Raw genomic sequence first — 13,151 nt, 5'->3', positions numbered from 1 at the left:
AACGAAAGGACGAAAGATGAAGATTTCTCGCTTCGCAAAAGCAACTTCTCTTTTTGCAGTATCAGCATTAGCACTGTCGCTAACCGCTTGCAGCGCCTCTCCAGCCCCATCAGAGAGCAAGCCAGCCTCAACCGACGGTATTGATGTTTACGTAATCGGTGGTATGCCGAGCGACCCATTCTGGGGCGTTGTTAAGTCAGGCGCAGAAGCAGCTGCAAACGCTGTTGAAGCAGCTGGCGGCACCGTTACTTGGCTTGGCCCACAGAACTACGACAACCTAGGCCCAGATGCAGGAAAGCTTGTTGACTCAGCTATCTCTGCAGGTGCTGAGGCAATCGTTGTTGCTGACTGGGTTCCAGACGCCGAGAACGAAGCGATCAAGCGTGCAGTAGCTGCTGGCATTCCAGTAATCCACTACAACGCTGGTGGCATCGAGCAGGCTGACGCAACCGGTGCACTTACCTACATCGGTGCTGACGACTACGTTGCCGGTGTTGCTGGTGGCGAGGCTGCAGCTCTTGCCGGTGCAAAGCACATTCTTTGTGTTAACACCGTTCCTGGTTCAGCTAACCAAGAGGCACGCTGTGCTGGTGTAGCTGACGGTGCAGCAAAGCACGACGCAACTGGTGAGCAGCTTCCACTGCCTTCATCAAACTTCGGTAACCCAACTGCAGTTGCTAACGCAATCAAGGCAGCGCTAACCAAGGACCCAACCATTGATGGCGTTGTAACCATCGGTGTTCAGGATGCCGACAGCGCAGCTTCTGCAATCGAGCAGGCTGGTCTAACCGGCAAGGTACAGCTAGGTACCTTCGACCTATCAGAGACCCAGCTAAACCGAATCAAGGATGGCACTCAGTTGTTCGCAATTGACCAGCAGCCTTGGCTACAGGGTTACTTGGCTGTTTCAGCAGCATGGCAGTACGCACAGTACGGCATCTTGCCTGCATCACGCCCAGTACTAACCGGCCCATCTCTAGTCACCAAGAGCAACGTTGACGTTGTTATCGCAGGTGTCGCAGCAGGCGTTCGCTAGTTAGAAAATTGAATTGGTTGGGTCGTGCTTCGGCACGGCCCAACCAAATCACCTAAGTTTCATCTCAAAGACGAGGATTACCAAAAATTATGTCCACTCAAGTGAAGAAGCAATCAGTCGGTTTCGGCTCGCTTATTCGTAGACCAGAATTCGGTGCCCTAATTGGTGCTCTGGCCGTTTACATTTTCTTCGCGATCGCCGGCGGTGCACCATTCATGGCACCCGGTGGTTCTGCTAGCTGGCTAAACGTAGCCGCAGAGCTCGGCATCATCGCTCTTCCAGTGGCATTGGTAATGATCGCTGGTGACCTAGACCTTTCAGTAGGTTCGGTTCTTGCAGCTAGCTCAATGACTCTCGCAATTCTTTCTGGCTTTTATGGCCTACCAACCTGGGTTGGCATCATCGCCGCCCTGCTAGTTGGAACCCTCATTGGTATCGCTAACGGTTACATTGTTACTAAAACCAACCTTCCAGCCTTCGTGGTTACGCTGGCAACCTTGTTTGCTGTTTCAGGTTTGACCCTTGGTCTAACCCGTTTGCTAGTTGGTTCAACCGCTGTATCAATGACCGCTGACCCAACCACCAAGGCACTCTTCGGAACCCTGCTTGATGGCAAGTTCTCAGTAGCCATCTTCTGGTGGCTCGGTGTTGCAGTGCTGGTTTCATGGATTCTCTACAAGAGCATCTTCGGCAACTGGATCTTCGCAATTGGTGGCGATGTAATCTCAGCTCGCGCAACTGGAATTCCAGTGGCAAAAGTTCGAATCGCCTTGTTCGCCGCTAGCGGTTTTGGTGCCGCACTCGTTGGTGTGCTTCAAACCTGTATGTACAACGGTGCTCAGGTAGCTAACGGTCAGTCATTCGTCTTCAACTCGATCATTGCAGTTGTTGTTGGTGGCGTTCTTCTAACCGGTGGTTACGGATCAACCATTGGTGTAATTCTTGGAACCCTAACCTTCGCAATCGTGAACCAGGGCATCTACTACACCGGCTGGAACGCCGACTGGGCTGCGCTCATCCTAGGTATTTTGCTACTAATCGCAGTTCTAACCAACAACACATTCCGTCGCCTAGCTCTATCGGGTGGCAACAAAAAGGAGAAGAAGAACTAATGTCAAAAGCGACTCCAATTCTTAGCCTCAAGAATGTTTCAAAGGTCTTCGCAGGCTACCGCGCACTGAACGATGTTTCACTCGAGGTTTACCCGGGCAAGGTACTTTGCCTGTTGGGCGACAACGGTGCCGGAAAGTCAACTCTGATCAAGGTGCTCTCAGGTTTTCACGAACCAACTTCAGGCACTCTTGAGGTGAACGGCGTAACCGCAGTTTTCAAGAGCCCTAAAGATGCCAGCAACGTTGGCATCGCGACTGTTCACCAGTTCGGCGGCACTTTTCCGCTGATGAGCATCGGCCGCTCGTTCTTTGTTGGCGCAGAGCCAACCAAGGGCCGCGGAATCTTCAAGCGCTTTGACAAGAAGTATGCAAATGAAACTGCAGTGCGCGAGATGCAGCAGCTGGGAATCACCCGCGTTACCGACGGTGACCGTCTAATCGGCGGTCTTTCAGGCGGTGAGCGTCAGGCATCAGCAATTGCGCGTGCAGTTCACTTTGGTGCCAATGTTCTAATCTTGGATGAACCAACTGCAGCCCTTGGTGTTAAAGAAGCTGCGCACGTGCTTCGAATCATCATGCAGGCTCGTAACAAGGGCGTTGCAGTTATCTTGGTTACCCACAACGTTTCACACGCATTGACCGTGGGTGACCACTTTGCAGTGCTTATCCGTGGTGAAAAAGCGGATGACTTTGCAAAGGGTGAACGCACTCGCGAACAGATTACCGACCTAATGGCCGGTGGCGAAGCGATGGCCGAGCTAGAGCGCGAATTGAGCACACTAACTGGGACCATCAACCAAATAAATTAGTGGTGCCTTGAATCACTGCTATCTCGTCGTTGGGTTATTTGGTTTTGGCAAAGGTCCGGTCGAAAGACCGGGCCTTTGCTGATTTAACAGAGGAATAGGCTTGTGCCATGAACACTTCAATCGGCGGCAACTTTGACCCGCGCTTTCAATCGGTAGTAGATCTATTCGCCAAACAAAGCCGTGAATTGCCAGCCGGTGGGGCAAACATGGCCATCTATCACCGAGGCAAGCAGGTGGTGAACGTTTGGGCTGGTGAGGCAACCCCTGGCAACCCTTGGTCGCAAGACACAATCTCACTCATCTTTTCTTGCACCAAAGGTTTGATGTCGATTTTGGTAAACCGCCTGATTGAGCAGGGGCTGATTGACCCTGAGGCTTTGGTCACCGACTATTGGCCAGAGTTTGGGCAGGCTGGCAAAGACCAGGTTCCGGTCAAGTGGTTGCTTCAGCACCGCGCCGGGCTATCGGCCGTTCGTCGCGATTTAACCTTGGATGAACTTCTCGACACCGAACTAGTTCTAAACGAGCTGGCCAAGCAAGAACCACTGTGGGCACCGGGCACTGGCTATTCGTATCACGCGCTAACCTTTGGCCACTTGGCTCATAAGTTGATTCACTCGGTTACCGGGCTAACCGCTGGCGAATACTTTGCCCAAGAGCTGGCTGGCCCACTCGGCCTCGATGCTCACGTTGGCTTGCCTGAGTCGGCCTTTGGCCGCTTGGCTCCGCTGGTTACCGATGGCAAACGCGAAGCGCCATCTGTGCCGTTTGCAGTGGGCAGCCCCGATTATTGGATGGCCAAGTCGATGACCTTTGGCAACGCCTTTGACCACACGGTTGCTGGCCCAAACACAGGTTTCAATGACCCGAGAGTTTTGAAAGCCGAGTTGCCCGGAGCAAACGGCGTGATGAGCGCAGACGCCATCGCCAAAATTTATTCGGCGGCAGTTACCGAGACAGATGGAATTCGCCTACTGAGTGAAGAAACCATCGATCGCGCAATAGTTCCGGCATCAACCGGAGCATCAGTTTGGGGTGAACCAGGCCCATGGCCGGCACGCGGCCTCGGATTCATGTTGCACACACCTGGATTCAGAGAATTCAGCAGCGCACGCTCATTTGGGCACGATGGTTTGGGTGGGCAAATTGGTTTTGGTGACTTAGAAAACCAGATTGGTTTTGCCTACGTCAGCAGTTTCTTGCGCAGTGGTGAAACCGAGCAAGACGCGCAACAGGCTCTAGTTCGCAGCCTTCAGCAGGGGCTCGCAAATCTGAGCGATTGAAACCATCTTGGTGGTGACTGACTGAACATCCTCGGCTTTGGCTGGGTCAAGGTCTTTGACTGCCAAGGTGCCTAGGTCGCGAAGCACATAGCGAACCTGACCCTTTTTAGTAGCCAACTCAAACGAGTTATTGCCTGCCTGTGATAGCTCGCGAAGGGTGTCTTTCATAGTCGGCTGCTGCATAGCCGCTGACTTTAGTTCTTCATACTTTTCGCAAGCCGCAACATCGTTGGCCAGGTTCTGCTCAGGCAAGATAACTGAGCCGTAATAAACCAACCAGCCGATGCCCACTGCTGCCAAAATGCCAGCAATTACCAAGGCTTTGGTTAATGTCGAGAATGATTTCGCGGTTTTCTTCACTCAGCAAGATTACCTTGCGAGAATGGACTTGATGAAAAAAGATGACTGGTCTGGGGCGGGTGACACCGACGAGGCAATTGACGCCTGGGGTGGCGATGTCACCAATAAAGTGCTGGTCAAAGACGGTCGCCTGAGCGTCAAACACATTCCTTTTTATAAGTTTCCTTATTACCCCGATGTGCTCGATCTGCGAAAGTGTGGCTATGAGCTAGATGCTTTTGCCGAACTCTTCGACATGCTCGATGGCGCTCACGTTCGGCACGCAACCGTGGCCCACATTCTGTTGCATTTACCCACGGATGAATACGGCCGCATGGGCGATGGTTCGGGCGGAAACCTAATTTGGAACCCTCGCCGAGCTCGCGAACTTGAGTTTCAAGTAAGAGCGGCTCTGCACCGATTTGGGGTCAGCGACATTCCGACACTGCTGCGTCGAACCATCGGAAAGGCTTTTCCGGGTGACTCGATGTCACACATCGCAGTTGATCTTTTGAACGTATTCTTCTGGGCAGCAATGGCCAAAGTTGCCCGCGATTACGTTTGGCGCGACCCGAGACTTGAATATGCGGCCGAGTATCTCGAATACCCGGTGAAACGAGCTTTTGGAAAATTTATCTATTCGTAACATTTTCGAGACTTTAGAGAATTTTTCGCATTTAGGCTGAATCACGTAGCACGTCGGCGTCTACTTCGCCGACTACCCACTTGAGGAGGATATTCGTGCGATTTAAGAAACTCGGTCTAATTGCTGCGGCATTGGCCACCACAGTTGCGCTCTCGCTGACTGGCTGTGCAGCCGGCACCGATGGCGGCAACAACAACATCATTTCGATTAACGGTTCAGAACCGCAGAACCCGCTTATCGCAACCAACACCAACGAGGTTGGTGGCGGTTTGATCATCGACAACATCTATGCAGGTTTGGTTTACTACGATGCTGATGGCACTCCAGTAAACGACATGGCAGAGTCAATCACTTCAACCGACAACATCACTTGGAACATCAAGATCAAGAGCGGTTGGAAGTTCACCAACGGTGAAGAAGTTACCGCCGACTCATTCGTAAACGCTTGGAAGTATGGCGCGCTTTACAGCAACGCGCAGCTAAACAGCTACTTCTTTGATGCAATCGAAGGCTTCTCATACGAAGAAGACACCGAGCTAACCGGTCTAACCGTAGTTAGCCCAACTGAGTTCACAGTTAAGTTGACCTCAGCTCAGTCAGACTTTCCGCTAAGACTCGGTTACACCGCGTTCTTCCCGCAGCCACAGGCATTCTTTGATGACCCAGCTGCTTTCGGTGAGAACCCAATCGGCAACGGCCCTTACAAGCTAGCTGCAGAGGGTGCTTGGCAGCACAACGTTGACATCAACCTAGTGAAGAACGATGACTACAAGGGTGGTCGTGTTGCTAAAAATGGCGGTCTAAAGATTGTGTTCTATGCAACTCTTGACGCTGCTTATGCAGACCTTCTAGCTGACAACCTTGACGTCATGGCGGGCATCCCAGATGCTGCGCTAAAGACCTACAAAGATGACCTAGGCGACCGTGCAGTTGACCAGGCCGCAGCTATCTTCCAGTCATTCACCATTCCATCTCGTCTTGAGCACTGGTCTGGCGAAGAGGGTGCGCTTCGTCGTGCAGCTATCTCACAGGCAATCAACCGCCAAGAGATCATCGACGTAATCTTCAACGGAACTCGCAAGCCAGCTCGTGACTTCACCTCACCGGTTATCGCCGGTTGGTCAGACGCACTTGAGGGTTCAGACGTTCTCGACTACAACCCAGAGAACGCCAAGGCACTTTGGGCACAGGCTAACGAGATTGCTCCATGGACCGGAACCTTCGAGCTTGCTTACAACGCAGACGGTGGTCACCAGGGATGGGTTGATGCGGTTATCAACAGCATCAAGAACACCCTAGACATTGATGCATCTGGCAAGGCGATTGCGCTCTTCTCTGACTTCCGCACCGAAATCACCGAAGACACCATCACCGCTCCATTCCGCACCGGATGGCAGGCAGACTACCCAGCTCTAGCCAACTTCATTGCTCCGCTTTACCAGACTGGTGCTGGCGCAAATGATGGTGACTACTCAAGTGCTGAGGTTGACGCACTTATCGAGAAGGGCAACACTGCCAAGACTCTTGATGAGGCCAACAAGGCATACCAGGATGCCCAGGTGATCTTGCTAAAGGATCTTCCTGCAATTCCAATGTGGTACGGCGTTTCAAACGGTGGATACTCAACTCTTGTATCTTCAGTTGAATTCGGCTGGAACTCAGTGCCAGTGCTGCACAACGTAATCAAGAAGTAAAGTACTAATCAGCAGGTAGGCCGGGGGCGGCAATCATCGCGATTGTCGCCCCTTGGTCTGCCGCCCACTACTAAATCAAAGGCGAATTTTGGTCGGGTATATCTTCAAGCGGGTGCTTCAAGCACTGCCGGTTTTCTTCGGCACCACGCTGCTCATCTATTTCATGGTCTTTGCTATGCCCGGCGACCCAATCGTTGCCATGTTCGGCGACCGCGGTGTCAACCAAGCGGTTTATGAGCAGCTTCGTGCGCAGTATCACCTAGACCAGCCATTCTTGGTTCAGTATTTCTACTACATCACCGGCATCTTTCAAGGTGACTTTGGCACCTCATTCTCAGGTCAGCCAGTTGGCGATGTTCTAGCCGCAACTTTTCCGGTAACCATTCGCCTAGCTCTCATGGCAGTGACCATCGAGATGCTGGTGGGTATCGGCATTGGACTATTTGCCGGTCTTCGCAAAGGCAAACTATTCGACAACTCATCTTTGGTGATGAGCCTGTTGCTAATTTCAACCCCGGTTTTCGTTATTGCATTTGTCTTTCAATTTGTTTTTGCCATCAAACTCGGTTGGGCTAAGCCAACCGTGAGCGGCGCAGCCGGATTCACCGAACTGCTCTTGCCGGCGGTTGTGCTCTCAACTTTGGCCGTGGCATACATCGTGCGCCTAACCAGGTCATCGGTGATTGAAACCTCGGGCCAAGACTTTGTGCGCACCGCATATGGCAAGGGCCTAACCCGTCAGCGAGTAGTTCGCGTTCACATTCTTCGCAACTCACTTATTCCGGTGGTCACCTATCTCTCCATTGACTTTGGTGTGCTGCTGGTCGGTGCAACCGTGACCGAAGGTATCTTCAACGTGCCGGGTGTTGGTCGCACGCTCTACCAGGCAATCATCCGTGGTGAAGGCCCAACCGTGGTGTCATTCGTAACCGTGATGGTGCTGATTTATCTTGCGGTAAACCTAATCACCGACCTGCTCTATGCAGTGCTTGACCCAAGGATTCGCTATGGCAAATAGAAACGAACACTTTGTTGCAGACTTGGCCGCTAGCGAAGTTGCCGAGATCGATGCCGTTCGCATCAGCGAGAAGCCAACCAACCTTTACTTGGATGCTTGGCGCGACCTGCGCAAGCGCCCAATGTTCTACATCGCCGGAGTTTTGATTTTGGCGGTTACCGTGATGGCGCTGTTCCCAGGGCTGTTCACCCAGACCCTGCCAAACGATAACTGTTTGCTGGCTAACAGCAACGCTGGCCCAACCGATGGTCACCCACTCGGGTTCACTCGCCAGGGCTGCGACATCTATTCGCGAATTGTGCACGGCAGCTCAACCTCGCTTTCGGTTGGCCTAATCGTGACCGCGATGACTATGGCAATGGGTGTGTTCTTCGGTGCGCTCGCCGGGTTCTATGGCCGCTGGGTTGACGCTTTGCTTTCAAGAGCGGGCGACATCTTCTTCGCGATTCCTTACATCCTTGCTGCAGTGGTAATCATGTCGGTGTTCTCTGACTACCGAAACGTTTGGGTGATCTCAGCTGCGATTGGTATTTTTGCCTGGCCGTCTACGGCACGTGTTTTGCGCGGTGAGATTTTGCGTGTGAAGCAGGCCGACTACGTGATGGCTTCGACTGCAATTGGCGTTAGCCGCTTCAAGATTTTGATGCGTCACGTGCTGCCAAATTCGATTGCTCCGGTGATTGCAGTAACCACTATTTCGCTAGCCGCTGCGATTGTGGCCGAGGCAACCCTTTCGTTTCTTGGTGTTGGTTTGCCCACCTCGACTATGTCTTGGGGCAACGACATCAGCCAGGCGCAGGTTGACCTACGCACTGCTCCACAGGTTTTGATTTGGCCTTCGCTGGCACTTTCAATCACCGCACTCGCATTCATCATGATGGGTGAAGCCATCAGAGATGCACTTGACCCGAAGGCGAGGGCTCAACGCTAATGAGTAACGAAACTCCACTACTAAGCATTCGCGATCTGGCAATTGAGTTTAGAAACCAGCACGGCGTTGCTCGCGCAGTTGACAATGTTAACTTCGATCTTTGGCAGGGTGAGACCCTTGCCATCGTTGGTGAGTCTGGTTCGGGCAAGAGCACTACCGCTCACGCCATCATCAACCTCTTGCCTGGCACCGGCCGAATTGCCGCCGGCTCGATTAAGTTCGACGGCAAAGAGTTGGTTGGTGCAAGTTCGGCCGAGCTCGAGAGCATCCGTGGCCGTGAAATCGGCTTTGTGCCACAAGACCCAATGAGCAATTTGAACCCGGTTTGGTCGGTTGGTTTTCAGGTTGAAGAGGCCATCAAGGCTAATAACCCGGGCATGGCCAAGCAGGCTGTGCGTGCCGAGGCGATTGCGGTTTTGCAAAAGGCTGGTTTGGCCGACGCTGCTGCTCGAATGAAGCAATACCCGCACCAGTTTTCGGGCGGAATGCGCCAGCGCGTGCTGATTGGCATCGGCCTCTCGGCTAACCCAAAGTTGTTGATTGCCGATGAACCAACCTCGGCACTTGACGTTACTGTGCAGCGCACAATTCTTGATCACTTGTCTCAGCTGACTAAGGCCAGCAAGACCTCGGTGATTCTGATTACTCACGACCTTGGTTTGGCGGCAGAACGTGCCGAGAAGCTTGTGGTTATGTATCGCGGCAAGGTGGTTGAAGCAGGGCCTAGCCTAGAGATTTTGCAAAACCCTAAGCACCCTTACACCCAAAAGTTGGTGGCTGCTCGCCAGGTGACCCCTCGCGTGCCACACACCAGCACCGAGGTAGCGGTTAAGGTTTCGAACTTAGAGAAGGTTTATTCAATCAAGGGCTCTGGTTTTAAGAGCACTCCGTTCACCGCAGTTTCGGGCGTCTCGTTCGAGATCAAACGAGGAACCACCCTCGCCCTCGTTGGCGAATCTGGTTCGGGCAAATCAACCGTTGCCAAGATGGTTTTAGGCCTCGAAAAGCCAACCAGCGGTGAGATCGAGGTTGATGGCAAACAGTTGGCCGGAATGAAACCGGCTGCTTTGTTTGACCTTCGCCGTCACATGCAGCCGGTGTTTCAAGACCCATACGGTTCTTTAGACCCACTGCAAAACATTGCCAACACCATCGCCGAACCGCTTGTGACTCACAAGGTTGGCACTCGCAAAGAGCGCCAAGAACGAGTGCGTGAGTTGCTTGAGCAAGTGTCTTTGCCTTGGGCAATTTCAACTCGCTACCCGAGTGAGCTAAGTGGTGGCCAGCGTCAACGCGTGGCGATTGCTCGAGCCCTAGCTCTAAAGCCAGACATAGTTGTTCTTGATGAGGCAGTTTCTGCCTTGGATGTTTTGGTGCAAGCGCAGATTCTTGATCTGTTGGCGCAATTGCAAGACGAGCTCAAGTTGACTTACCTATTTATTACCCACGACCTTGCAGTGGTAAAAGCCATTGCAGATGAGGTTGCGGTTATGAATAAGGGCCAGATTGTTGAGTTTGGTAGCACGGCTGAGATCTTTGCGAACCCGAAGCAGCAATACACCCGCAACTTGCTTGATGCTATTCCTGGGGCAAAGCTTCTCTAATTTGTTCACCTAATTGGTTTTTGTTGCGAATGCGCTGAGTGCTAGCCTTGCAGTGAACTTTTATTCAGGGGGAATCTAAATGAAGCGTATTTTCGCAAGCGTCGCAGCCGTGTTGTCAATCATGTTTTTGACCACCGGTTGCATCAAACTCAACATGAATCTCGATGTTGCGGCCGATGACACTGTCTCGGGCAACATTGTTTTTGCAATCTCTAAAGACCTAGCTGATTTAGCTGGCGAAGATGGCGCTACCGAGACTGACACCCTGTTGCCAAAGTCAGACGCAGTTAAAGTTACTGAGTTTGATGACGGAAAATTCGTCGGAAGTAAATACAGCTTCGCGGGCATTCCGATTGAAAAGTTCTCTGAGGCATCAAATGATGCAGGGCAACTAAAGATTGTTCGCGATGGTGACAACCTTGTTGTCTCTGGTGAGCTTGACCTTTCGGGCGGCGCTGCAGCTGGCGAAGAAAACCCGCTACTCGATGGCTTTGATATGGGTGCAGACATCTCGGTAGTAATGACCTTGCCTGGCAAGATCGTTTCTTCAACCGGTGAAATCGAAGGCAACAAGATCACCTGGACTGGCAAGTTTGGCGAGAAGCTTGTAATTGCTGCTGAGACCAACTCACCAAAGTCAGCCCCAATGCAGATGATTCTTATTGGCCTAGGCGCAGGTGTTGTTATAGCTGTTGCAGTTATCTTGGTTCTTCGCCGCCGCAAGGCTGCTAAGGCGCCAAACGAGGTTTACGAAACCGGCGACGCTCAGCCTTAATCTAATTAGCGATCTTCGTCGTCTGAGTAATAGTCGGCGGCGTAGCCACCCGAATAGCTTGGGCCCTCATAGCCACCTGGGCCGGAGTGAACATCGCCTTCATCCATGTCGTAATCAAGAAGTTCGGGTTTGGTGTTCGAATTCTGCGGGCGCTTGGTTGACGGCTCATCTAGGCCAACTCCGAATAGTGCCGCGAGGCATCCTTTAGCCATGGTTTGCTCCTAAGCTGCTAGACCGAAGGTTTCTTCGATGTTCAAGATTGGGCAGTGCAGGGCACGCATTTGGTGTGAGAGTGAGCGACCGAGGCTAACCACCTTAAGTTCGCTGCCCAACTGAATGAGGTGCTCGGCAAAAGGGGCCAGGCCGCCATCACCAGAGGCTAGCACCACAGTTTGAAAGCGCTGTTCTAGGTGCTCGTTGATCATCACTAGAGCAAGTTCGATGTCGGCACCGTCTTGGCCCGAGCGAAAGACGTGCTTGCCATTGGGCCAACCAAAGGCAGCTGCCTCTTGGTTGTGGTTTGAGGCAGCGATAACGAATAGGTCGTCAGCGTTTGGCTGAGCCGCGGCAAAATATGCCTCGCGAGCATTCTCAACCGAAGCAATGGTCAAATCGCAAGAACCACAAAGGTTCTCGATGTCGATTAAGTGAATGGTGCGGTTTGCCTTGATTGCCTGGAGTGTCTTCTTGTTCATTTGTTGCCCCCTTCGCTGACCTGCTTGCTAGTGGAGTAATTATCGAGGGTACCTCTGACATTTTGTTTAGTCGGTTTCGGCAATAGATGTCACACCTACAAATTAGGCTGTTAAGCAGATGAAGTTTGACTATCTAAAAGTCATGAGGGGGCTTACATGAAAAAGGATATTGGCTGTGCGGTGGCCTTTCTAATCTTTGTCGTGGTGGTCATTCTCAACGCGATTCAAAAAGACCCACAAGTGGCCATCCTGGTGGTATTAGCCGTTGCCCTCATCGTATTTTTCGTTCGCTTCTTTAAGCGCGAAAATCTGGCAAAGGCCGCTCAAACACATCTGGCGCTGGCTGACATTCTTGAAAACCTAAGCAAGCGGCTTGGGCTTGAGATCAACTCGACTCTCTCGCTAAACCCGGGCGAAGTCATCGTTTATAAGTTGAACCAGGTCGGCCTGACCGAATATGTGAGCAGTGGATCAACCTATTCGGGCGGTACCCAGGGGGTTAGCATTCGCATCGCCAAGGGGCTGGCTTATAACGTTGGGGCTAGCTCGGGCAGCCTGACCAAGAACCCTGAAGAACTCACCATCATTGATTCGGGCGTGGCCTACTTCACCAATCAGCGTGTGGTATTTGCTGGCCCTAAGCAGAGCCGTGAATGGTTGTTTTCGAAAGTATTGAACGTTGATGTGAGCGGAAACGGCGTGAACCTAGCGTTGGCCGTTTCAAACCGACAAAAAACCTCGGGGCTGGTTTGGCAAGATAAGGCCGACCTAACCCCGGGTGTTGCTATTGCAATTGCCATGGATTATTCAGACGGCGGCCTAGAAAAAGCCAAAGCCCGCTGTGTGAATACTGCCAAAGCCTTTAGAGCTATCGCTCAAGGAACCACACCCGAAGACGCCACTGCCATTGCAAACCCGGAGGCCAACCTATGACCCGCATCAATTCCATTGAAATCTTCATCGTTGTCTTTATGGCAGCCAGCTGGCTGCTAGGAGCAGTTCTGGTTGCCAAGGCCGCTAAAGATCGCGGAAAGTCATTCGGCAACTACCTAGCCCTCGGAATCTTCACCAGCTGGGTAGTCAGCCTCATCACACTTACAGTTGTTCGCTCTAACGAGGCAAGTCACCACACCTTTTGCCCAGACTGCGCAGAAACCATCCAGTTGGCAAATGCCACCTGTGCTAGTTGTGGGCGGAAGCTCTAACTAC

The 13,151-nt window shown here is 52.3% G+C and carries 15 protein-coding genes; 12 read left to right on the top strand and 3 right to left on the bottom strand.

The window, feature by feature from the left end; all coding sequences use genetic code 11:
- Positions 1 to 16 precede the first annotated feature (16 nt).
- The 4 genes from Q0L26_RS02895 (at position 17) to Q0L26_RS02880 (ending at position 4,240) form a co-directional block, all read left to right on the top strand.
- Positions 17 to 1,036, top strand: coding sequence for a sugar ABC transporter substrate-binding protein (locus Q0L26_RS02895; RefSeq protein ID WP_296647120.1), 1,020 nt, complete (start codon positions 17 to 19; stop codon positions 1,034 to 1,036).
- Between the two features lie 89 nt (positions 1,037 to 1,125).
- A complete protein-coding gene (locus tag Q0L26_RS02890) occupies positions 1,126 to 2,148 on the top strand; it encodes an ABC transporter permease (RefSeq protein WP_296647118.1) in 1,023 nt (340 codons plus the stop codon).
- Positions 2,148 to 2,957 carry an ATP-binding cassette domain-containing protein gene (locus Q0L26_RS02885; protein WP_296647115.1) on the top strand — a complete coding sequence of 270 codons (810 nt, stop codon included), beginning with the start codon at positions 2,148 to 2,150 and terminating at the stop codon, positions 2,955 to 2,957. Before Q0L26_RS02890 ends, Q0L26_RS02885 begins: the two co-directional genes overlap by 1 nt.
- A gap of 107 nt (positions 2,958 to 3,064) precedes the next feature.
- Positions 3,065 to 4,240: a serine hydrolase domain-containing protein gene (locus tag Q0L26_RS02880; protein ID WP_296647113.1), complete on the top strand. Its 1,176-nt coding sequence runs from the start codon at positions 3,065 to 3,067 to the stop codon at positions 4,238 to 4,240.
- Here the strand turns inward: Q0L26_RS02880 and Q0L26_RS02875 are convergent.
- Complete coding sequence (locus tag Q0L26_RS02875; protein WP_296647110.1) at positions 4,196 to 4,600, bottom strand: hypothetical protein; 405 nt, start codon at positions 4,598 to 4,600, stop codon at positions 4,196 to 4,198. The two genes, Q0L26_RS02880 and Q0L26_RS02875, sit on opposite strands and share 45 nt — an antisense overlap.
- Positions 4,601 to 4,631: 31 nt before the next feature.
- Here Q0L26_RS02875 and Q0L26_RS02870 point away from each other — a divergent pair, with 31 nt between their 5' ends.
- The 6 genes from Q0L26_RS02870 (at position 4,632) to Q0L26_RS02845 (ending at position 11,247) form a co-directional block, all read left to right on the top strand.
- Entirely contained in the window at positions 4,632 to 5,225 is a 594-nt protein-coding gene (locus Q0L26_RS02870; protein ID WP_296647107.1) for a hypothetical protein, read from the top strand.
- Between the two features lie 95 nt (positions 5,226 to 5,320).
- Positions 5,321 to 6,919 (top strand): ABC transporter substrate-binding protein, encoded by a 1,599-nt coding sequence (locus Q0L26_RS02865; protein WP_296647102.1) that lies wholly within the window; start codon positions 5,321 to 5,323, stop codon positions 6,917 to 6,919.
- A gap of 88 nt (positions 6,920 to 7,007) precedes the next feature.
- Positions 7,008 to 7,937: an ABC transporter permease gene (locus Q0L26_RS02860; RefSeq protein ID WP_296647100.1), complete on the top strand. Its 930-nt coding sequence runs from the start codon at positions 7,008 to 7,010 to the stop codon at positions 7,935 to 7,937.
- The gene (locus Q0L26_RS02855) at positions 7,927 to 8,868 is read left to right on the top strand and encodes an ABC transporter permease (protein ID WP_296647097.1); all 942 of its coding nucleotides are present in this window, start codon (positions 7,927 to 7,929) and stop codon (positions 8,866 to 8,868) included. The genes Q0L26_RS02860 and Q0L26_RS02855 overlap by 11 nt, the downstream gene beginning before the upstream one ends.
- Positions 8,868 to 10,472: an ABC transporter ATP-binding protein gene (locus Q0L26_RS02850; protein ID WP_296647095.1), complete on the top strand. Its 1,605-nt coding sequence runs from the start codon at positions 8,868 to 8,870 to the stop codon at positions 10,470 to 10,472. Before Q0L26_RS02855 ends, Q0L26_RS02850 begins: the two co-directional genes overlap by 1 nt.
- Before the next feature lie 79 nt (positions 10,473 to 10,551).
- On the top strand, positions 10,552 to 11,247 hold the full coding sequence (locus tag Q0L26_RS02845) for a hypothetical protein (protein WP_296647092.1): 696 nt from the start codon (positions 10,552 to 10,554) through the stop codon (positions 11,245 to 11,247).
- Positions 11,248 to 11,252: 5 nt separating this feature from the next.
- Here the strand turns inward: Q0L26_RS02845 and Q0L26_RS02840 are convergent, their stop codons facing one another.
- Together Q0L26_RS02840 and Q0L26_RS02835 are read right to left on the bottom strand one after the other, a co-directional pair.
- Positions 11,253 to 11,459 carry a hypothetical protein gene (locus tag Q0L26_RS02840; protein WP_296647087.1) on the bottom strand — a complete coding sequence of 69 codons (207 nt, stop codon included), beginning with the start codon at positions 11,457 to 11,459 and terminating at the stop codon, positions 11,253 to 11,255.
- A 9-nt stretch (positions 11,460 to 11,468) separates the two neighbouring features.
- Positions 11,469 to 11,942 (bottom strand): NYN domain-containing protein, encoded by a 474-nt coding sequence (locus tag Q0L26_RS02835; protein WP_296647084.1) that lies wholly within the window; start codon positions 11,940 to 11,942, stop codon positions 11,469 to 11,471.
- Between the two features lie 156 nt (positions 11,943 to 12,098).
- Here Q0L26_RS02835 and Q0L26_RS02830 point away from each other — a divergent pair, with 156 nt between their 5' ends.
- A complete protein-coding gene (locus Q0L26_RS02830) occupies positions 12,099 to 12,875 on the top strand; it encodes a hypothetical protein (RefSeq protein ID WP_296647081.1) in 777 nt (258 codons plus the stop codon).
- Positions 12,872 to 13,147, top strand: a complete 276-nt coding sequence (locus tag Q0L26_RS02825; protein WP_296647079.1) for a hypothetical protein — start codon at positions 12,872 to 12,874, stop codon at positions 13,145 to 13,147. The genes Q0L26_RS02830 and Q0L26_RS02825 overlap by 4 nt, the downstream gene beginning before the upstream one ends.
- The last annotated feature ends 4 nt before the right edge of the window (positions 13,148 to 13,151 follow it).

The sequence above is a fragment of the Rhodoluna sp. genome, assembly GCF_024641065.1.
Classification (GTDB): domain Bacteria; phylum Actinomycetota; class Actinomycetes; order Actinomycetales; family Microbacteriaceae; genus Rhodoluna.
Note: the sequence above shows the minus strand (reverse complement) of the source record. Positions and strands in the feature narration are given on the sequence as shown.